15 protein-coding genes and 1 tRNA gene are annotated in these 20,028 nt (G+C 64.0%); 8 read left to right on the top strand and 8 right to left on the bottom strand.

Going from position 1 to position 20,028, the window contains the following annotated elements; translation table 11 throughout:
* Window positions 1-56: 56 nt before the first annotated feature.
* The gene (locus tag AC6CH3_RS03305; RefSeq protein ID WP_498131095.1) at window positions 57-2,297 is read right to left on the bottom strand and encodes an immunoglobulin-like domain-containing protein; all 2,241 of its coding nucleotides are present in this window, start codon (window positions 2,295-2,297) and stop codon (window positions 57-59) included.
* Window positions 2,298-2,358: 61 nt separating this feature from the next.
* Entirely contained in the window at window positions 2,359-4,902 is a 2,544-nt protein-coding gene (locus AC6CH3_RS03300) for an alpha-L-arabinofuranosidase family protein (protein ID WP_498131094.1), read from the bottom strand.
* A gap of 368 nt (window positions 4,903-5,270) precedes the next feature.
* Between AC6CH3_RS03300 and AC6CH3_RS03295 the strand changes: the two genes are divergently transcribed.
* From AC6CH3_RS03295 to AC6CH3_RS03275, 5 genes are all read left to right on the top strand, one after another.
* Window positions 5,271-6,245, top strand: coding sequence for an ABC transporter substrate-binding protein (locus AC6CH3_RS03295; RefSeq protein WP_498131093.1), 975 nt, complete (start codon window positions 5,271-5,273; stop codon window positions 6,243-6,245).
* Between the two features lie 117 nt (window positions 6,246-6,362).
* Window positions 6,363-7,889, top strand: coding sequence for a sugar ABC transporter ATP-binding protein (locus AC6CH3_RS03290; RefSeq protein WP_498131092.1), 1,527 nt, complete (start codon window positions 6,363-6,365; stop codon window positions 7,887-7,889).
* Complete coding sequence (locus AC6CH3_RS03285) at window positions 7,886-8,917, top strand: ABC transporter permease (protein WP_498131091.1); 1,032 nt, start codon at window positions 7,886-7,888, stop codon at window positions 8,915-8,917. Before AC6CH3_RS03290 ends, AC6CH3_RS03285 begins: the two co-directional genes overlap by 4 nt.
* Window positions 8,917-9,933, top strand: a complete 1,017-nt coding sequence (gene yjfF, locus AC6CH3_RS03280) for a galactofuranose ABC transporter, permease protein YjfF (protein ID WP_498131090.1) — start codon at window positions 8,917-8,919, stop codon at window positions 9,931-9,933. The genes AC6CH3_RS03285 and yjfF overlap by 1 nt, the downstream gene beginning before the upstream one ends.
* Before the next feature lie 158 nt (window positions 9,934-10,091).
* Window positions 10,092-11,441, top strand: a complete 1,350-nt coding sequence (locus tag AC6CH3_RS03275) for a family 43 glycosylhydrolase (protein WP_498131089.1) — start codon at window positions 10,092-10,094, stop codon at window positions 11,439-11,441.
* Window positions 11,442-11,531: 90 nt separating this feature from the next.
* Here AC6CH3_RS03275 and AC6CH3_RS03270 read toward each other — a convergent pair whose 3' ends face one another.
* The 3 genes from AC6CH3_RS03270 to AC6CH3_RS03260 form a co-directional block, all read right to left on the bottom strand.
* Entirely contained in the window at window positions 11,532-12,554 is a 1,023-nt protein-coding gene (locus AC6CH3_RS03270; protein ID WP_498131088.1) for a LacI family DNA-binding transcriptional regulator, read from the bottom strand.
* 63 nt (window positions 12,555-12,617) lie between these two features.
* Entirely contained in the window at window positions 12,618-13,625 is a 1,008-nt protein-coding gene (locus AC6CH3_RS03265) for a LacI family DNA-binding transcriptional regulator (protein WP_498131087.1), read from the bottom strand.
* Between the two features lie 436 nt (window positions 13,626-14,061).
* A tRNA-Lys gene (locus tag AC6CH3_RS03260) sits at window positions 14,062-14,134 on the bottom strand.
* Window positions 14,135-14,356: 222 nt separating this feature from the next.
* Here AC6CH3_RS03260 and AC6CH3_RS03255 point away from each other — a divergent pair.
* The 3 genes from AC6CH3_RS03255 (at window position 14,357) to AC6CH3_RS03245 (ending at window position 16,902) form a co-directional block, all read left to right on the top strand.
* Window positions 14,357-15,016: a hypothetical protein gene (locus tag AC6CH3_RS03255; protein ID WP_494033433.1), complete on the top strand. Its 660-nt coding sequence runs from the start codon at window positions 14,357-14,359 to the stop codon at window positions 15,014-15,016.
* A gap of 250 nt (window positions 15,017-15,266) precedes the next feature.
* Entirely contained in the window at window positions 15,267-15,884 is a 618-nt protein-coding gene (locus tag AC6CH3_RS03250; protein ID WP_498131086.1) for a DUF47 domain-containing protein, read from the top strand.
* Between the two features lies 1 nt (window position 15,885).
* Window positions 15,886-16,902: an inorganic phosphate transporter gene (locus AC6CH3_RS03245; RefSeq protein ID WP_498131085.1), complete on the top strand. Its 1,017-nt coding sequence runs from the start codon at window positions 15,886-15,888 to the stop codon at window positions 16,900-16,902.
* A 98-nt stretch (window positions 16,903-17,000) separates the two neighbouring features.
* Here the strand turns inward: AC6CH3_RS03245 and pstB are convergent, their stop codons facing one another.
* From pstB to pstC, 3 genes are all read right to left on the bottom strand, one after another.
* Window positions 17,001-17,780 carry a phosphate ABC transporter ATP-binding protein PstB gene (gene pstB / locus AC6CH3_RS03240; RefSeq protein ID WP_498131084.1) on the bottom strand — a complete coding sequence of 260 codons (780 nt, stop codon included), beginning with the start codon at window positions 17,778-17,780 and terminating at the stop codon, window positions 17,001-17,003.
* Window positions 17,781-17,877: 97 nt separating this feature from the next.
* Complete coding sequence (gene pstA / locus AC6CH3_RS03235; protein ID WP_498131083.1) at window positions 17,878-18,987, bottom strand: phosphate ABC transporter permease PstA; 1,110 nt, start codon at window positions 18,985-18,987, stop codon at window positions 17,878-17,880.
* Entirely contained in the window at window positions 18,988-19,920 is a 933-nt protein-coding gene (pstC, locus tag AC6CH3_RS03230; protein WP_494033437.1) for a phosphate ABC transporter permease subunit PstC, read from the bottom strand.
* Window positions 19,921-20,028: the final 108 nt, after the last annotated feature.

Here is a 20,028-nt window from a genome sequence, read left to right as displayed (position 1 = left end):
CCCCGCCAGGGTCGGCGGAGCCCCCGTCCTTCCGGTGCCAGTGGTGCGGCGGCCCGCTACCCCAGCTGGCCGCGGAGACGCTCCAGCTCCGTTTTGGTAACGGGCAGGACGGTGCCGTGGCGCGGCGCGCGCGGAAGCTCGTAATTGCTCGAGAGCTTCCAGTTGGGGTTCTCCAGGCTGGTGCTCTCCAGCGGGATATAGCCGCGGCCGCCAAACTCGTCCACGAAGAGGTAGTACTTCTCTTCGGTGTTGGACTTGAAGACGGTGGGCCCTTCAACACCGCCGGTCCCTGCGTTCTTGCCGATGCAGTTGGCCATCAGGGACCAGGCGCGCGGGTTTGCCGCAGGCAGATCGACGGCCAGCAGGTCCGTGGACTTCTCCTGCATGATGTCGAGGCATCCGGAGACGCGGGCTTCGTCCTTCGTGAAGCGGTAGTAGGTGTCGCCTTCCTTGATGACAGTGGAGTCGATGACAGAGTCACCCGGGTCGTTCCAGACTTTGGCCTCACTGAAGGTCCGGAAGTCGCGGGTGGTGGAGTACATCATCTTGTTGTGGGTGCCGCCCGCGTGGTTAGGGTCGCTGTCGGCATAGATCTTGGAGGCCCAGTAGACCACGTAGGCGCCGATTTTCTCGTCATAGTGGGCTTCCGGCGCCCAGGTGTTTCCGGCAGTGTCCGGAGAGACCTTGACGTGGCGTTGCTCGGACCAGTTCACAAGGTCCGTTGACTCCCAGACCTCGATGTGCTGACTGCCTTGGCGCTGGGAGGAATCCCACGAGGTTCCGCCGCCGATGGAGAGGTCGGTGGCGATCATGTAGAACTTGTCGCCTTCCGGGGATCTGATGATGAAGGGGTCGCGCAGGCCTTTGGTGCCCAGCTTGGAGTTGAGGACGGGCTTCCCGCCGTTCAGCTCATCCCATTTGAGCGCGTCGTTGCCGCGGCTGGCGGCCATGAAAATGTTCTCTCCGGCGAGATCGTTGCCGGTGAAGTAGGCAAAGGCGTACCCCTCCCTGGCTTCTGCCTTGGGCAGCGGCAGAACAGTCACGAAGAACCTCGTCCTGGCCTTAACCGTTCCGAGGGTGACGGTTGCGTGCAGGTTAAGCTTTACCGGTTCGCTGCCGTACGCCGGCCGAGTGACCTCGCCGGTGGCGGTGATGACGGAGCTGTTGCTCGACTTCCAGTCCACTGTGGTTCCGTGAAGTCCAGTGGTCGGCAGGGTTATGTTGCCGCGGATTCCTCCTGCGTCCCACACGTTCAGCGCGGCCGATGCCTCACTGACTTTCCGGTCGTCACTGATGTCTTCGAGGACCGTCACAGTGAACGTCTTGGAAGCTGAGGCCCCACCTGAGGTGGCGGTGGCCGTCAGCGTCACGTTGGCGTTTCCGGTTCCGTGGGCGGGGCGTGTCACCACGCCTTTGGACGAAACGACGGCTTCGTTGGAAGACGACCACGCGTAAACCGATCCATTGGGTCCTGTGAGAGGCAGTTTTACGTCGGCGGTGACGGCACTGGTGTCGCCGAGTGACAGTTCCTTCAGATCGAGGGCTACCCGCTCTTCCGGAGAGACGTAGCCGAGCTCCCGCACTTCGGCCGCAGAGAGCGCCCGATTGTAGATGCGGAAGTCCCGGACCTGCCCTTTCAGGTACTTGTCACCGGCGTAGACAGACCGCCCAAGGTAGTTCGCCGTCGTCGCTCCTCCTCCGATGCTCCCGGGGGTGATGGTGACGCCGCTCTTGCGGGCGACCTCGGTGCCGTCCTCGTAGAGGACGGCCGTACCGCCGCTGAGGGTGTAGGTGATCGTTTTCCAGGCACCGCGTGCCAGGTCCCGTCCGGCGCTGGCGGTCTGCTCGGTTGACCAGTTGCCGCTGGCGATGGAGGTCCGGTACGAGTTGCCGGTGGTGAAGAGGTAGCCGTTGCCGGTGCCGTTGGTTGTGTTGCCCATTCCCCAAATGAAGTAGGGGGCGCCTTGGTCCGGCGCGATTTTTACGTCGGTTGAGACGGTAATGGCGTCCAGCCCGCGCATGACGTCGTTGGGGAGGCGGACGTGGGCGTTGGTACCGCCGAGTTGCAGGCCTTCGGTTCCCAGCAACGCGGCATCACCACTGATCACGCCGTCCCGGCGGTTGCCGGAACTGTCTTCTGCGACGGAACCGGCGGATTCCGTGAGGTTGTACTTGAGGACGAGGCCGTCGTCGACGGCGGCCTGGGCCGGCGCCCCGGCGGCAAGCCCGCCGACTGCCAGGACGGCAGCGGTGATCAGTGCCGGGCCCGTGCGGGCCTTTGAGGGTGTGGTGAGCATAGAGCCACTTTCGTTAGGGCGGCCAAAGGGCCGCGGCGGGATGCTAAGTCAGGTGTGCTGCCTACTTGCGGGCCCGCGCGTCAGCGAGCCGGATGAAGGTCACCGACTTGGGCTCGAACTCATAGGTGAACGCCGTCCCGGCTCCGTTGAAGGTGCCGGCGGCCGGGGCGAGGTTCTGCCCGTCCGCGGTCTGGGCGAGGGTGGTCACTGCCGCGATGGTGCTGATGTTGGCGGCGCCCGCCACCTTGATATCCACCGGGGTCCGTTCGGGCGAGGTGTTGACCACCTTCACGATCGTGTGGCCCGACTCGGCGTCCTTGGTGACAACGGAGTAGACCGGGTCAGCCTGAGTGTCGTCCACAGTGCCCCACAGGACGTTATCCAGGTAGAGCTTCGCGATGCGCCCGGAGACCTCGATCCGGATGTCGTATTCACGCCCGGTCTCGATCACGGTGTTCTTTTCGATGACGTTCGTCTTGCCGCCGTTGACGGCCTTCTCCACGACCGACTTCGAGTTGTTCCAGCCGCCGAGGTTCCACCAGAAGTAGTTGCCGGTGTCCTTCACTCCGAAGGAGACGAGGAACCCTTCCGAGCCCGCCAGTTTTGTTGCCTTGGTGCTGAGCGTGTAGTTGCTCCAGTCGGCGTTTCCGGCGGTCACCATCGTGTTCTGCGCTGTGGTGCTGGACTGGACGTACGCGCCGTCCTGGATCGACCAGGACCCGGTGCCGTTGCCGGTCCACGCTGCTGCCGTTCCCGAGAAGTCGTCGCTGAACAGGGGTGTGCCGTCGTTGCCTGTCACCGTCACGTCGTCATAGCGGGCGGCAGTGGCCCAGGTGGACAGTCCGATTTTTCCTGCGATCGGCACCGCGGTTGAGGCCGGGTTCTCCTGCGTGCTCGGCACCACCTGGGTGCCGACATTGTTCATGAACAGCTTCTGGACCTCATAGTTGGGGGTGGTTCGGACGGACGTTCCATTGAAGAACATCATGTCCGGGCTCCACTGCGTGTTCGCCTCGTTCGCAATGAGCGGCGCGTAGGACGCCATCTTGACCACGTCCGCGTTCCGCTCGAGGCCGGTCATGTAGGAGGCCTCTGCCAGGGCGTTGTCAGGCTTGTTCCCACGGGATGCGTATTCCCCGAGGAAGACCTTGTAGCTGTTCCGGTCGTAGGAGTCGTAGCGGTGGTTGTTATTCAGGAACCAGGACGGGTCGTTGTAGTAGTGCTCGTCGACGAAGTCCACCCCCGTGTCCGCGTTGAATTTGGAGAGGTCATCGAATTCCGGACCCTGGCTGAACGGACCGGTGTTTCCGATGATCCTGATCTCAGGGTGGGCCTTGCGGACAGCGTTGTAGAACTGGGTGAAGTACTGCTTGAACTCCGGCTTGTACTCCTCGTTGCCCAGTCCGATGCGGTCCAGGTTGTAGGGCTCCGGATGCCCGTAGGCAATGCGCTTGGCGCCCCACTCCGTGCTGGCGTCACCGTTGGCGAACTCGATCAAGTCCAGGGTGTCCTGGATGTAGCGGTCAAGCGTTGTTTGATCCGGGGCCTGCCTGTTGTCTCCGCAGCCAGTCACGCCAACCGGAACCACGGGTACGGGGATGGCTCCCATATCCTCGGCCCACTGGAAGTACTCCATGTATCCCAGCCCGTAGGTCTGGTTGTAGCCCCAGAAGTTGCGGTTCGCCGGGCGCTGCTCCACGGGACCGATGGTGTCCTTCCACTGGTATGTGCGGGCGCGGGTGTAGCTGGGGGCCGAATACGTGTCGTAGCTTCCGGTGTTGACGATGCAGCCGCCGGGGAAGCGGAGGAATCCGGGCTTCAGGTCGGCGATCTTCTCGGCGAGGTCCTTGCGGAGGCCGTTTTCCCTGCCGTTCCAGGTGTCCTGCGGAAAGAGGGAGACCATGTCGAGCCGAACCGTGCCGGTTCCCTGGACAACTGTCACAAGCCGGCCCGCTCCCGTGGAGGACTTGGGCGAGAGCGTCACCTGGTACTTCGCCCAGCGGTCGCCCCTGATCTTGATCGTGGCGATGTCGAGGCGCCCGCCTTCGGGCGTCTCCAGCGTGACAGCAAGGCTCGTTCCACGGGGATTGGACGTGCGCGCCCAGACTAAGTAGTTGTACTTCTTGTGCGCCTCGAGCTTCTGCCCGGCGTTCCAGCCGCTGTTGCGGACCCCTACGCCCGCGCCGCTTCCCGCGCCGGCGGCGGTGGCGTCGATCTGCAGGTAGTTCCGGTTGTTTTCATTCAAGCGGTTGCTGTCGTTGACGACGGCGGCTGTTCCGTCGCCGCCCCGCCGCAGGACGTCCCAGGCGGTCATGGGAGTGTAGGTCCTGTTGTCCCCTGAGTTGAATTCAAAAGACCTGTTCTGGACAAGTTCCGCGTAGATGCCGCCGTCGGCGCCTTGGTTGATGTCCTCGTAGAAGGCCCCGTACATGGTGCGATCGATAGAAGGCCCGGTCCCGGCGGCGTTGATGCTGATTGTCCGATTCGTGGCGGGCTCCGCCGAGGCACCCAGCGCCGGACCCAGGGACAGCACCGCTGCTGCCAGTGATCCGGCAAGCACCATGGTGCAGGCCCGCTGTGCGGGACGTGGTGATTTTGATGGCATGGAAGACGTGGCCTTTCTCCGTTGAGCAGACTGCCGGCCCCCAGGCGCAGCTCTGCGGGGCGGCCGCCGACGGCTGCAGTGCGCAGCACCGTCCTGGGGCGTGGCCGCCGAATGAATGGTGGCAAAGTTCTGTTAACGCTAACAATAAGGCGCGTCGGGATTGAGTATTGAACATGTTTACAGAGTTGTAAAGGGCATTGGCCGAGCCGGAAGGGCAAATTCCCCTGCCAACAAATTCTGACGCGAAGCACTTGACGGCCTTGTTTGTTAGCGTTCACAATGAGTCGCAGAGCGCTTCAGCTCACTTGCAGCAACGGCGGTGTTCCGAGTCTCCCGCCTGCATGTAACTACGCCTCCGGGAGGATGTTGTGTTTAAGAAATCCCTAATTGCGGTAGCCGCCGCTTCGATGCTCACCCTGACGGCCTGCGGCGGAACCGGCAGTGCTGCCGGCACCGCGGGCACTGACAAGATCACCATGGGCTTCGCACAGGTGGGCGCCGAAAGCGGCTGGCGCACCGCCAACACCAAGTCGGTACAGGAGTCCGCCAAGAAGGCCGGTATTGACCTGAAGTTCTCAGATGCCCAGCAGAAGCAAGAGAACCAAATCAAAGCGATCCGTTCCTACATCCAGCAGAAAGTTGACGTCATCGCCTTCTCGCCGGTGGTGGAGTCAGGCTGGGACACCGTCCTGAAGGAAGCCAAGACCGCGAAGATTCCCGTCATCCTCACTGACCGGGCAGTGGATTCCACGGACAAGACCCTCTATAAGACGTTCCTGGGTTCCGATTTTGTTGAAGAGGGCAAAAAGGCAGGCGCCTGGCTTGTCGATGAATCCAAGTCCGCCACGGACACCGTGAACATCGTCGAAATCCAGGGCACCACCGGATCGGCACCTGCGAACGACAGGAAGGAAGGGTTCGAGGAGGCCATCAAGGAAAACCCGAAGCTGAAGATCATCGCCTCGCAGAGTGGTGACTTCACCCGCAGCGGCGGCAAGCAGGTCATGGAGGCCTTCCTCAAGAACAACCCGGATATCGACGTCGTCTTCGCGCACAATGACGACGAGGGGCTGGGTGCAATCGAGGCCATAGAGGCCGCCGGCAAAGTTCCCGGCAAGGATATCAAGATCATCACCATCGATGCGGTGAAGGACGGCATGACTGCCCTGAGCAACGGAAAGATCAACTACATCGTCGAATGCAGCCCGATGCTCGGCGACCAGCTCATGGACCTTGCCAAGAAGGTCCTCGCAGGCGAGACAGTCCCGGAACGGGTTGTCACCGAGGAAACCACGTTCACCCAGGAGCAGTCAAAGCAGGTTCTTGCCAGCCGCCCGTACTAACCCGTACTAAACCGGGGCGTGCTCCTGAACGCCTGTGCGGCGGCGGATCACCGCCGCCGCACATCCGCCACATGGCAAGACAGCGTACGGCAGACCCAGCACAGAAAAGATACGAGGATGAACGAAATCGCTCCCGTCGTCGAGATGACCGGCATAGCTATTGGATTTCCAGGAGTTAAGGCGCTCGACGGAGTCAACTTCCGCCTCTTCCCGGGTGAAGTGCATGCCCTCATGGGAGAGAACGGGGCGGGCAAGTCCACGCTGATCAAGGCGCTGACCGGCGTGTACACCATTGATTCCGGCACGGTAACCGTGCTGGGCGAGTACAAGCAGTTCACGACGCCGGCCGCGTCGCAGGCGGCAGGCATCAGCACCGTCTACCAGGAGGTCAATCTCTGCCCCAACCTGACCGTTGAAGAAAATGTCCTGCTGGGGCGGGAACCGCGCCGCCGCGGCTCGATTGACTGGAAGGGCGTTCGGTCCCGGACCCGGAAGGTGCTCGCCGAGCTGCACCTGGACCAGGTTGATCCGGGATCCCTCCTGTCCTCGCACTCCATCGCGGTCCAGCAGCTCATCGCCATTGCCAGGTCGGTGGAGATCAACGCCAAGGTCCTGATCCTGGACGAACCCACATCCAGCCTCGATGCCGATGAGGTCAACCAGCTGTTCCGTGTCATCCGTGATCTCCGCGACCGCGGAGTGGCCATCCTGTTCGTGTCCCATTTCCTCGAGCAGGTCTACGAAATTTCCGACCGCATGACCGTGCTCCGCAACGGAAAGCTTGTGGGTGAATACATGACCCGCGAGCTTTCCCGCATGGGCCTCATTTCCAAGATGATCGGCCGGGAAATGGAAGCACTGGCCGAGCTCGACCAGGCGCCTGCACGGGCACGCGCCAGGACTGACTCCGAGGCGACGCCCTTCCTTGAGACCCACGGACTCGGGAGGAAGGGATCGGTTTCCCACGTGGACCTGTCCGTCTACCCGGGCGAGGTCGTTGGCCTCGCGGGTCTGTTGGGAGCGGGCCGCACCGAGATTGCGCGGCTAATTTTCGGCGCCGACAAGGCGGATGAAGGCTCCATCGCGATCAAGGGCGCAGGCCAGAAAATCCGTTCCCCCCGCTCAGCCATCGACATGCGCATCGGTTTCTGTTCGGAGGACCGCAAAGAGGAAGGCCTGATCGGAGACCTCACAGTCCGCGACAACCTGGTGTTGGCCATGCAGGCCAGCAAGGGCTGGGCACGGCGCATTCCGCGCCGCGTCCAGGACGAGCTGGTGGCTGAGTATATCCAGGCCCTCGACATCCGCCCGGCCAACCCCGACGCACTCATCCGGAACCTCAGCGGCGGCAACCAGCAGAAGGTGCTTCTCGCCCGCTGGCTGGTCACCCATCCCGAACTCCTGATCCTCGATGAGCCCACGCGCGGAATCGACATCGGAGCCAAGACCCAGATCCAGAAACTCGTCAGCCAGCTCGCGGCCGACGGGATGTCCATCCTCTTCATCTCCTCCGAGCTCGAGGAAGTCCTGCGCGTGAGCGACCGCATCGCCGTCATCAAGGACCGGGCAATGGTCGCGGACATCAATAACGACGGCCTCTCCGTAGAAGACGTCATGACGGTCATCGCCGGAGGCACCCAATGACATCACTTTTGAAACACCGCCTTGCGTGGCCGGTGATCGCCCTCGCGGCACTGTTGCTGCTGAACCAGATTTTCCGGCCGGACTTCCTGAGCCTCAGAATGCAGGACGGGCACCTGTACGGCAGCCTCATCGACATCATGCGCAATGGCGCCCCCACAATCCTCATCGCACTCGGTATGACCCTTGTGATCGCCACCCGGGGCATCGACCTCTCGGTCGGCGCGGTGGTGGCCATCGCCGGGGCGGCCTCCTGCGCTTACATCGCTGCTTCGCCGGACCCCGGCTCCCCCGTGACGGCCGCGACGGCGGTTCTCATTGCCGTGATCGCCGGCCTTGCCCTGGGCGTCTGGAACGGATTCCTGGTCTCCACCATCGGGGTGCAGCCGATCATTGCCACCCTGGTGCTCATGACAGCCGGGCGGGGCATCGCCCAGCTCATCACCGGCGGCCAGATCATCTCCGTCTCCAACGACCACTACAAGTCAATCGGCGCCGGGTACCTGTTCACCCTTCCGATCTCCATCCTGATCACAGCCGCCGTCTTCGCCGTCGCGGCCGTCCTCACCCGGCGTACTGCACTGGGCACCCTGATCGAAGCCGTCGGCATTAATCCCGTCGCCAGCCGGCTGGCCGGGCTCCGCTCACGGAACATCATCTGGATCGTCTACGTCTTCAGCGCCGTCTGCGCCGCCCTGGCCGGCCTCATGATCAGCTCCAACGTCACGGCGGCCGATGCGAACAACGCCGGGCTCTACATCGAAATGGATGCCATCCTTGCCGTCGTCATCGGCGGAACATCACTGGCCGGCGGCCGGTACACGCTGGTCGGGACCGTCGTCGGGGCCTTCATCATCCAGACGCTGACCACCACCGTCTACACCCTCGGGATCCCGCCGGAGGTGACCCTGGTCTTCAAGGCCCTCGTGGTCCTCACCGTCTGCCTCCTGCAGGCGCCGAAAGCACGGAACCTGCTCAAAGGCCTCAAGGCAGCCCCCAAGCCCGCCGCAAAGGAAAAGGTCGCCATCTAATGTCCCCCCTGACCACGCTGACGCCCCTGACCGCCAAGAAGCCGTCCCCGGCGCGCAGCCGCCTGCGCGGAGGTGCCCGCTACGCGCCGACCCTTGCGACCGTCGGTCTCTTCATCGCCATGTTTGCCGTGGGGTCGGGCATGTACCCGAGCTTCCTTTCCGGCCAGGTTTTCCTGAACCTCTTCATCGACAACACCTTCCTGATCGTGCTCGCCGTCGGCATGACGTTTGTGATCCTGACCGGCGGCATCGACCTTTCGGTCGGAGCCGTCGTCGCCCTGTCCATGATGGTCAGCGCCACGCTCCTGCAGCAGGGCTGGAACCCCGGGGCCGTCATTGTCCTGGTGCTGCTGATCGGCGGCGGACTGGGCCTGTTCATGGGGCTGATCATCCAGTACTTCGACATCCAGCCGTTCATCGTCACGCTGGCCGGAATGTTCCTCGCCCGCGGCCTCTGCTACGTCATCAGCCTCGACTCGATCCCTGTCACCGAGGGGTTCTTCACGGGCATGGCACAGGCGCAGATCCCACTGCCCGGGGACCACTTCGTCTCGCCCGGCGTCCTCCTGGCCCTCGGAATTGTGGCCGTGGCCTTCTTCATCCTCCACCACACGCGATTCGGCCGCACCGTCTATGCCATCGGCGGCAACGAACACTCCGCCATGCTGATGGGCCTGCCGGTGACGAGCACCAAAATCCTTGTCTACGCGCTGAGCGGCCTCTGCTCCGCGATCGCGGGAGTTCTGTTCTCCTTCTACAGCCTCTCCGGCTACAGCCTCGCCGCCCAGGGCATGGAGCTCGACGCCATCGCAGCGGTCGTCATCGGCGGGACACTGCTCACAGGCGGTACCGGCTACGTCCTGGGGTCAGTCGTCGGTGTGCTGGTGCTGGGCATCGTCCAGACGTTCATCGCCTATGACGGCACCCTGAGCTCCTGGTGGACAAAGATCGTCATCGGCGGCCTCCTGCTGGTCTTCATCCTGCTGCAGCGGCTTTTCGCCCGGAAAACACGCTGACTCCCTGCTTCACCTGCCCTCTGTCTCCCGCACGTCGAAAGGACGTTTTTCAGCATGAGTGTTCCCCCCAACCCGCAGTTTTCGCGCCGCTCGTTCCTCGGTACCGGAAGCGCCGCAGCCGCCACAGCGATTCTGGCTGCTGCGGGCGCAGGACCTTGGTGGCGGCACAGCCCGCCGCCGCGGCCCCCGGATCACCCCCGGTCATTAATCCCATCGTTCCGCAGCGTGCCGACCCGTGGCTGATGAAGCACACCGACGGCAAGTACTACTTCACCGGCTCCGTACCCGAATACGACCGGATCGTCGTGCGCTCCTCCGCCACGATCTCCGGGCTGGGCAGTTCCCCGGAAGCAGTGGTCTGGACGCGCCCTGCCTCCGGAACCATGGGCGGCCACATCTGGGCACCTGAGCTGCACCACTTTGACGGCAAATGGCACATCTACTTCGCCGCCGGCGACAGCAGCGATGTCTTCCGGGTGCGGATCTATGTGATTTCCACGGCCGCGGCCGACCCGACCACAGCTGTGTGGGAGCCACCGGTAAGGGTGCACACGCACGCCGACACCTTCTCCCTGGACGCCACCACCTTCGAGCATGCCGGGATCCGTTACCTGCTGTGGGCTCAAAGCGACACCGGCGTGAACTCCAGCCTGTTCATCGCCTCCATGTCCTCTCCCTCCACGCTCTCCAGCGCACCTGTCCGTATCGCCGTCCCGACGATGGACTGGGAGACCCGCGGGTTCAAAGTCAACGAAGGTGCCGCGGTGATCAAGCGGAACGGCCGGATCTTCGTGACCTTCTCTGCCAGCGCCACAGACGCCAACTACTGCATGGGACTCCTCACGGCGGATGCAGGCGCCGATCTGCTCAACCCTGCCTCTTGGACCAAGGCACCCACCCCGGTGTTTGCCACCTCCGAGGGGTCGAAGCAGTACGGCCCTGGCCACAACTCCTTCACCGTGGACGAAGCGGGCAATGACGTCCTCGTCTACCACGCCCGGTCCTACCGTGCCATTGTCGGCGACCCCCTCTACGACCCCAACCGGCACGCCCGCGTTCAGCGGCTGCACTGGAACGCGGACGGCACCCCCAACTTCGGGGTTCCCGTGGGGGACGGCGAGCTGCCGGTGCGGCTGGAATCCGCAGCCACCCCGGGCACCTACCTTGCCCACGACGGCACCGCGATCTCGGCCGCCTCCGCCCCTTCGCTGGGAGCATCCCAGTTCCGCATCGCCCCTGGCTACGCCAAGAAAAACTCGGTAGTCATCGAACCGGTTCTGGCCAAGGGCCGCTATCTCCGGGTGCAGGGCTCAACAGTCACCATCGCGTCCACGGAAGGATCGTCGTCGGCCTTCATCCAGCGGGGCGGCCTTTCAGCTACGGCGGGAGCGTCCTTCGAGTCGGTCGATCTTCCTGGCTGCTATCTGCTGCTCAAGCAGGGCAACCTGACCCTGGCCAGAGTGGGCAAAAGGGACAGGGCCGCGGCCACGTTCTTCCTGAGCTCGTAACCGCCCTCACCTCAGAACCGCGGCACGGCCGCGTCGGCATTCCCCTACAGGGCCCGGTCAGCTTCCCGCTGCCGGGCCCTGGCTGTGCGGTCAACGCGCGGTATTCGGCGGCGCTGTTGACGAGCGGACCACAAGCCTGGGGTTGACCACCGAAGACGCGCCTGAATGGCCGTTGGCCATGTCGAAAAGGAGCATCTGCATGCAACGGGCACCGAGTTCCTTGAATCCCTGGTTGACGGTGGTCAGGGGCGGCACAAGATAGGCGGCCTCGGGCTGGTCGTCGTAACCAACAAGGCTGATGTCGTGCGGGACCCGCAGGCCGGCCTCGCTGAAGGCGCGCAGGGCCCCGAGCGCCATCTGGTCGTTGGCCGCGAAAAGGGCCGTGACCTTGCCGGCCGCCGCGAGTTCCAGCCCGGCACGGTATCCGCTTTCGGCGCTCCAGTCACCCTGGACCAGCACGGAATCATCCAGTCCGGCCTGGGCGAGAGTACGGCGCCAGCCGTCAACACGGGCGGCAGCATCGATCCAGTCCGGCGGGCCGGCCACATGTGCGATGGCCTTGTGGCCAAGATCCATCAGATGCTGCACAGCGAGGCTTGCACCCATCCGCTGGTTCACGGCGGCGACACTAAGCCGCTCATCGACGCCGAAGCCCACCGCAACCAGCGGAACGGCCATGCTGATGGTGCTCAGGGATTCGAACATGGCCTCGTGCGGCACAATCACGACGATGCCGTCCACTGACTGCATCATGAAGTATTCGAGGCCGTCTTTGATCGCCGCCGGGGTGACCTCACCGAGGCTGGCCACGCTGACGAAATAGCCCTTGTCACGCGCCGCCTGCTGCACCCCGAGGAGCGTGTTGGCCGGACCGTAATGGGACATGTCGCTTCCCAGAACGCCGATCGTCTGGGACTGCCGGGTCACAAGGCTCCGCGCCGCAGTGTTCCTGCGGTAGCCCAGTTCCGCGATGGCCTTTTCGACACGCTCGCGGGTCAGGGGGCTGACGTTCGGGTGGGCGTTGAGCACCCGTGAGACAGTCTGGTGTGAAACGCCGGCGAGCTTCGCCACGTCCTCCATCACGGGAGGGCGCCTGATCTCTGATACGGGCATTCCCCTCCTTACGTTAGCGCTAACAATCAGCTTACCAGCTAGCTGCCGGATGGGGCACTGGAATCAGCGGGCCGAGGTGCTGCTCCGCACCACCAGCACCGGCTCGACGACGGTGGAGCGGGCGCCCTCGCCGTCCCCGACCGCGGACAGCATGAGATCCATGCAGCGCCGGCCGAGTTCCTCGAAATCCTGCCGGACCGTCGTGAGGGGCGGGCTGAAGTACCCCGATTCTGGCTGGTCGTCGAATCCCACGACGGAGACGTCGTCGGGCACGCGGACCCCGGCTTCATTGAAGGCGCGCAGCAGGCCGAGCGCCATCTGGTCGTTGCCCACAAAGATGGCCGTGGCGGACCGTTCCGCGGCGAGCTTCCTGCCGATGTCGTAACCGCTGCCGGCGCTCCAATCGCCCTCCATGAGGAGGTCATTGTCCAGTCCGGCGGCCCGCAATGTTTGACTCCAGCCTTCGGCCCTCGCAATGGCGTCGATCCAGTCCTGGGGCCCGGCGACGTGCGCGATCCTGCGATGCCCCTGATCTATCAGATGCTGAACGGCGAGCTCCGCCCCGCGCTGCTGGTCCACCATCGCGCCGCTTATGGCATCATTCCCGCGCGAACCCACGGCCACCAGCGGAACACCCGGCTTCATTTCCGTCAGGGCAAGCAGCGTTTCCGAGTGCGGCACGCTGACCACGATCCCGTCGACGGACTGATCCAGAAAGTGCCCGAGGGCATCGAAAATGGCTTCGCGGTTCACCGATTTCAGGGCAGCGATACTGACGAAGTAGCCGGCGTCCCGCGCCGCCTGCTCCACGCCCAGCAGCGTATTGGCCGGGCCGAACTGGGAGATCTCGCTGGCAAGCACGCCGATGGTCTGGGAGCGCCGCGTGACCAGGCTCCGCGCCATCGTATTGCGGCGGTACCCGAGCTCCGCGATCGCGGCCTCGACCCTCTCCCGCGTGGCTTTGCTGACGTTGGGGTGTTTGTTGATCACACGGGACACGGTCTGGTGCGATACCCCGGCGCGTCCCGCCACGTCCTCAAGCCGCGGCAACCGCGCATTGCTTCTTGTCATGGGGTTATTCTCCGTGACGAGGCGCGGAACCACGAACAGCCCACGCGTCCATGGCACCACACCGGCAAATAATCCGCACCAGCAACAGAACCCCGGGCCAAACCGGCCGAGGTTGCCATCTAACAAGGATACTGACTGTCATTCAACTTCATAAGCTTTGGCAGGTTACAAGCCGCTTACTTGCATACCGTATGCTGCTTTTACCGTTGCCCTGGCGGCCCGTTGGGGGTCCACGGCGGCGGTAGACGGCCCGCTCCGCGCTTGGGGGGCAGAGCGGGCCAGCGTCCTTTAGCCAGGCCACTAAACTGCGGGGCTGGGAGGCTACAAGATCCGGGAGGCGACGACGCAGCGCCTGGATGGCGGGCCTTGGATGCAAAAAACCCCCAATCCCCTGTGTTTGCAAGGAATTGGGGGTTTCCACTCTTCGCTAAAAGAGTGGGCCCTGTGGGGCTCGAACCCACGACCCACGGATTAAAAGTCCGATGCTCTACCAACTGAGCTAAAGGCCCAAACTGACTGCGCACCGCACACGTAATAACGTGAAAGACGCACGCCAGTTCCAGTCCATTTCTGGACGTTAATACTGTACCCCAGTCCGGGGCGTGTGGCTTACGGGACGCGCGGCCGCCGTCGTGCTTATTTTATTGCCCCGAAAAAGGGGCCGGCAGGCCCGTCCGGGCACCGAAACCCCATGCTCGATTACCGCACGTCACAGGAGTAGCGTGGACAGCATGAGCGACAGAGCAGGAACCCACGGTCCGGGCGGGGCGGAACGGCACCACAAACCGAAGCCTTTTGCGCCCATAGATTTTGAACCTTTCGCGGGCGGCGCGGATCCGGCACGGGTCTCCGAAGCGGCACACCTGGCCGCCCAGGCATTGGTGCGTCACGGACGCGACAGCGACGATCCCGTTGTCACAAGGCGCCTGGTCAAGCTCGCTGACGAGCAGGGCCTGGACGCCATTGCGGAGATGTGGGCCGAAAGCCCCGCACGCTCCCTGCCGGGAGCCCTGTGGCGGCTCTATGCCCTCCGCGCTGCAACCGTCCAGGACCCCGAGCGCATCTCGGTCTACTTCAAGGCCGGCAAGGACACCGCCCAGGTTTCCAATGTCGTGGCCGGGGCCGCCGAGCCGCCCGGTGCCGACGAAATGAAGACCATGGCGGACGCCATTTTGTCCGGAGCGTTCGACGGCGACTTCGACGTCGCCCTCGAACGTTCGGCCGCCTTCTGCCGTGTTGTGGCGCTCGGACAAGCCACGCTCGCCGACGGCGCCGACCACAGCAACGAGGTCCATGCGCGCAAACTGACACGCAACTCGCACCTGCTCGTGAAGACCGCCGAGGACCTCGAGCACGCCGCCAATGCCTGGCGCCTGGGCGAGCTGGACTGACCCATCGGGCCGGATCTGTCAATGTTGACTTGGTCCAGCCAAAGTAGAACACTGAAACTGGTGCCGAACCGCGAAACCCCCGGGCTTCAACATTTAGCCGCCTAGAGCGGCCTACCGCCGAGAGGCGTATCCGGTTCGGCACCATTTTCATGCCCGAACACGAGGGCCGGTAAAGTACTACTAGTTGCGGACCGGACGTCAAGTTACAGGACCGCACTTAAGAGTCCTGACGATCTCCGGAGACCGGTAAATGAAGCTGCGCCTTTTTCCCCAGGAGCCCGCAGGGCTGAACCTGCTGTCGCAGCTGGCCCGCCAGATTGTTCTCGCCAGCGCCACCATGGCGGAAATCCTGGGTGCGCCCGCCGCCGAACATGACCGGCTCGTGGAGGACATGCATAACCACGAGGCCAAGTCCGGCGAACTGCACTTCGCCCTGCTGACCCACATGCGGACGAGCTTCGTCAATCCCCTCCCCCGCGAAGACATGTACGGGCTGTCGCTCTGCCTCAATCAGGCCATCGAGAAGCTGGACGCCGCCGCCGAGCTGGTGGCGCTGTACAAGCTGGACAGGCTGCCAAAACGGGCCGCGGACCAGCTGGAGATCATCAGCCGCCAGGCTGAGCTGACGGCGGACGCCATGCGGCGGCTGAACAACCTCGATGACCTCGAGGATTACTGGATCGAGACCGTACGCCTGGCCAAGAGGGCGGAACGGACACACCGGATCTGGGTCGCAGACATGCTGAAGGAAATGAAGGCCACGCAGTACGCCCGCAACCGCGACGTTGCCAACCAGCTCGTGGACGTCACCAAGGACATGCGCCGCATCGCAACCCAGGTAGGCAGCATCATCGTCAAGGAATCATGAGGTGACGCCGCTCATTTTCGCCCTGGTGGTGGTTCTGGCCGCAGCGTTTGCATTCCTCAACGGGTTCCGGGACGTTTCCAACTCTGTGGCCCTCGCTGTCCGGACCCGTGCCCTGACACCCACCGTGGCGGTGCTGCTGGCGGCCGTCTTTAACTTCGTCGGCGCGCTCCTCAGCTCGGGCTTTGCCGTGGCCGTCAGCCAGAACTGGGTTACCCTGCCGCGGGGAGACAGCGGGCTCAGTATCCTCGTGGCGGGCCTGGCCAGTGCCTGTATCTGGGGTCTCCTCCTGTGGTGGAGGGGTGTCCCCTCATCCTCCACACACGCGCTGGTGGGCGGTCTCTTCGGAGCCGGAACGGCCAGCGTTGTTGTGGGAGGCAATGCCGTGGGCGGAGTGGACCAATCACTCCTGTTCCAGGTGGCCCTTCCCCTGCTGATCTCCCCCGTCATCGCCTTCCTCGGCGCGTATCTGCTCGTTTACCCCGTGACGTGGGCCGCCCGCTATGCCCAGCCGAACGAGATCAACCGGCGCTTCCGCACCGCGCAGTCCGTTGCGGCGGGCGCCGTCGCCTTCGGCCACGGGCTCCAGGACGGCCAGCGCGTCGGTGCCGTACTCCTGCTGGCTATCCTGGCGGCGGGATATGCCGACGGCGGCTCCATCCCGATGTGGGTGGCGATGCTTTCGGCCGTCATGATCACGGTGGGAACCCTGTGTGGAGGTTGGCGCATTTCACACACCATGGCATACCGCCTTATCCGGGTTGACCCCCTCCGCGGCGTGGTGGCACAGGCCTTCAGTGCGGCCCTGCTGTTCGTCGGTGCGATCGGCCTGCACTGGCCAATGTCCACCACGCACACCGTCACATCCGGAGTGCTCGGCGCCGGCGAAAACCAGCACCTGTCCGGAACCCACCGAAAGCTGGTGGCCCGGATCCTGGCGCTGTGGGTTCTGACGCCTGCCGTCACCGCCGGGGGTGCCTTCGTGCTGGAGCTGGCGCTCTCTCCGCTGACCGGCACCTGAATCCGGGGTTATACCAGCATCGGTTGCTCCGCAGCCGCCCTTTTGAGCGTTCATAGGGGCAGTTACGGAGCAACCGATGAGTTGGGCGGCGGTGGGGATTATCCGAAGCGGCCGGAGACGTAGTCCTCCGTGGCCTTCTGACCCGGGTTGTTGAAGATGGTGCTGGTCTCGGCAAACTCGATGAGCTTGCCCGGCTTGCCGGTACCGGCGATGTTGAAGAACGCCGTCCTGTCCGAAACACGCGCCGCCTGCTGCATGTTGTGGGTCACGATAACCACGGTGTACTGGTCCTTGAGCTCATTAATGAGGTCTTCGACGGCCAGGGTGGAGATCGGGTCCAGGGCGGAGCATGGCTCGTCCATCAGGATCACCTGGGGTTCCACGGCGATGGCCCGGGCGATGCAGAGGCGCTGCTGCTGGCCGCCGGACAGGCCGGAGCCTGGCTTCTCCAGCCGGTCCTTGACCTCGTTCCAGAGGTTGGCACCCTGCAGGGAGCGTTCCACCAGGGCATCGGCTTCGCCCTTTGAGATTTTCTGGTTGTTCAGCTTCACGCCGGCCAGCACGTTATCCCGGATGGACATGGTGGGGAACGGGTTGGGCCGCTGGAACACCATGCCGATCTGGGACCGCACGGTGACGGGGTCCACGCCGGGGCCATAGAGGTTGTCGCCGTCGAGCAGCACTTCGCCCTCGACCCGGGCACCCGGCAGCACCTCATGCATGCGGTTGAGGGTCCGCAGGAAGGTGGATTTGCCACAGCCGGAGGGGCCGATGAACGCCGTGACGGACTTGGCTTCGATGTTGATGCTGACGTCCTCGACGGCCAGGAAGTTGCCGTAGTAGACGTTCAGGTCTTTGACGTCGATGCGCTTGGACATGATGTTCCTTAACTTGCTGGGTATGAATTGAAGTCTAGATCCCGGCGGTTCAAACCGAAACGTTCCGGGAATCGGTGCGGCCACAAGGTGCCGCGATCTAGCGCCCCGTCTTGGGCGCGAAAACCTTGGCGATCAGGCGGGCACCGAGGTTCAGCAGCATCACCAGGAGGATGAGCACCAACGCGGCGCCCCAGGCCCGCTGCGAGGACGGGTCCGGATTGGACGGCGACGTGGGGTTCAGGATCTGCGTGTAGATGAAGGTAGGCAGTGATGCCATCCAGCCGCTGAACACGTTGTTGTTGATGCTGGTGGCAAAACCGGCGGTGACCAGAATGGGCGCGGTCTCGCCGATCACGCGGGCGATCGCGAGGGTGACGCCGGACGCGATGCCCGAAATCGCCGTCGGAATAACCACCTTGAGGATGGTCCGCCACTTGCGGACGCCCAGGGCGTAGGAGGCCTCGCGGAGTTCGTTGGGAACGATTTTCAGCATTTCCTCGCTGGAGCGGACCACCACCGGGATCATCAGCACGGAAAGCGCGACGGCGGCCACGGCGCCGGTTTTGGTGCCGGGACCCACAACCGCGAAGAAGAAGGCGGCGGCAAACAGGCCGGCGACGATGGAGGGGATGCCGGTCATGACGTCCACGAAGAAGGTGATGGCGCGGGCCAGGGAACGGTCGTTGCCGTATTCCACGAGGTAGATGGCCGTCAGCAGGCCCACGGGCACCGAGATGACCGTGGCCAGCAGGGTGATCTCGACCGTCCCGAGCAGCGCATGGTAGATACCGCCCAAAACGGGCCCCTCCCCTTCGGCGGCCCTGTTGTCGAAGACGCCCGTGACGCCGTTCATGGACCTGCCGAGGAACCCCGGCGTGATGAGGCCCGGAATGCCATTGACCATCACGGTCCAGATGACGGAGATCAGGGGCAGCAGCGCGATGAGGAAGGATCCCACCACGAGGCACGTGGTGAGTCTGTCCTTGGCCTTCCGCGCGCCTTCAACGGCAGCGCTCCAGCCCACGAGGCCGGCGGCGAAGAGAATGGCGGAGACAACTCCCCAGCCAAAGGCGTTAAAGCCGATCAGCGCCAGTATGGCAGCGCCGAGGATCAACGCAACGGCGAGCACGACGTACGGGGCGTACTTGGGCAACTGGCCCTTGGTGAGTGCGGACCGCTTGCGGACCGGTGTCAGAGTGGAGGTCATTTAGTTTGCTCCCGAGAATTCTTTGTGCCGGCTGATGATCCACCGGGCAACCATGTTGACGGCGAGTGTGATCACGAACAGGATCAGGCCTGCGGCGATCAGCGTGCTCACCTTCAGGCCGCTCGCTTCAGGGAAGTTGAGCGCGATTTCGGCGGCGATGGTCTGGTTGCCGGACTGGATCAGGCTTGCGGTGAGGGCGCCGGAGGAGAGCACCAGGGCAACGGCCATGGTCTCGCCGAGGGCGCGGCCAAGGCCCAGCATGATGGCGCTGATGATGCCGGGGCGGGCGAATGGCAGGACCGCCATCTTGATCATTTCCCACCGCGTAGCGCCCAGCGCAAGGGCGGCTTCCTCGTGCAGTTTGGGGGTCTGCAGGAAGATCTCGCGGGACAGGGACGTGATGATGGGGAGAACCATGACGGACAGGACGATGCCTGCGGTCAGGATGGTCTTGCCGGTGGCGGAGGCCGGTCCCTGAAAGATGGGCAGCCAGCCCATGTTCTCTGCCAACCAGCCGTACGCGGGCGAAATCTGGGGGGCCAGGAATGCAGCGCCCCACGCACCGTAGATGACCGACGGGATGGCGGCAAGGAGGTCGATCACGTAGCCAAGGCCGGAGGCAAGCCGCCGCGGCGCGTAGTGGGAGATGAACAGGGCGACGCCGATGGCCACCGGCGTGGCGATCACCAGGGCGATGATGGCGGCGATCAGGGTGCCGATGACGATCGGCCAGATGTAGGCGAAGAAGCCCTCGCCGCCTTGGATGTCCTCTGCCGGGGCAGTGAATGCCGGAATGGCCTGGATGACGAGGAAGAGTGCAACGCCGAACAGCACGGCCAGGATCAGGCACCCTGCTGCCAGGGTAGCTCCAGAAAAGACTTTATCCCCGGCGCGTCCGGCGCCTTGGGAACTGGTCAGGGAGGTGGCGGTCATACCCGGCCCTTCGGTGTTGATGGTGCGGTTGTGCGCAACGTGGAGAGTTTGCGGATTACACGCCTAAGTTCCCCGCCCTGCCTTGCGGCGGAACGGGGAACTTCGGCG

The sequence above is a fragment of the Arthrobacter sp. GQ119 genome (assembly GCF_059759125.1).
The sequence above is the reverse complement of the archived record's forward strand: the minus strand, read 5'-3'. Positions and strand labels throughout refer to the sequence as shown.

What these genes read in the sequence shown, in the direction of transcription:
- AC6CH3_RS03305 (WP_498131095.1), bottom strand. Translation starts at nt 2,297, where the DNA reads ATGCTCACCACACCCTCAAAGGCCCGCACGGGCCCGGCACTGATCACC.
- AC6CH3_RS03300 (WP_498131094.1), bottom strand. Translation starts at nt 4,902, where the DNA reads ATGCCATCAAAATCACCACGTCCCGCACAGCGGGCCTGCACCATGGTG.
- AC6CH3_RS03290 (WP_498131092.1), top strand. Translation starts at nt 6,363, where the DNA reads ATGAACGAAATCGCTCCCGTCGTCGAGATGACCGGCATAGCTATTGGA.
- AC6CH3_RS03285 (WP_498131091.1), top strand. Translation starts at nt 7,886, where the DNA reads ATGACATCACTTTTGAAACACCGCCTTGCGTGGCCGGTGATCGCCCTC.
- yjfF (WP_498131090.1), top strand. Translation starts at nt 8,917, where the DNA reads ATGTCCCCCCTGACCACGCTGACGCCCCTGACCGCCAAGAAGCCGTCC.
- AC6CH3_RS03270 (WP_498131088.1), bottom strand. Translation starts at nt 12,554, where the DNA reads ATGCCCGTATCAGAGATCAGGCGCCCTCCCGTGATGGAGGACGTGGCG.
- AC6CH3_RS03265 (WP_498131087.1), bottom strand. Translation starts at nt 13,625, where the DNA reads ATGACAAGAAGCAATGCGCGGTTGCCGCGGCTTGAGGACGTGGCGGGA.
- AC6CH3_RS03255 (WP_494033433.1), top strand. Translation starts at nt 14,357, where the DNA reads ATGAGCGACAGAGCAGGAACCCACGGTCCGGGCGGGGCGGAACGGCAC.
- AC6CH3_RS03250 (WP_498131086.1), top strand. Translation starts at nt 15,267, where the DNA reads ATGAAGCTGCGCCTTTTTCCCCAGGAGCCCGCAGGGCTGAACCTGCTG.
- pstB (WP_498131084.1), bottom strand. Translation starts at nt 17,780, where the DNA reads ATGTCCAAGCGCATCGACGTCAAAGACCTGAACGTCTACTACGGCAAC.
- pstA (WP_498131083.1), bottom strand. Translation starts at nt 18,987, where the DNA reads ATGACCTCCACTCTGACACCGGTCCGCAAGCGGTCCGCACTCACCAAG.
- pstC (WP_494033437.1), bottom strand. Translation starts at nt 19,920, where the DNA reads ATGACCGCCACCTCCCTGACCAGTTCCCAAGGCGCCGGACGCGCCGGG.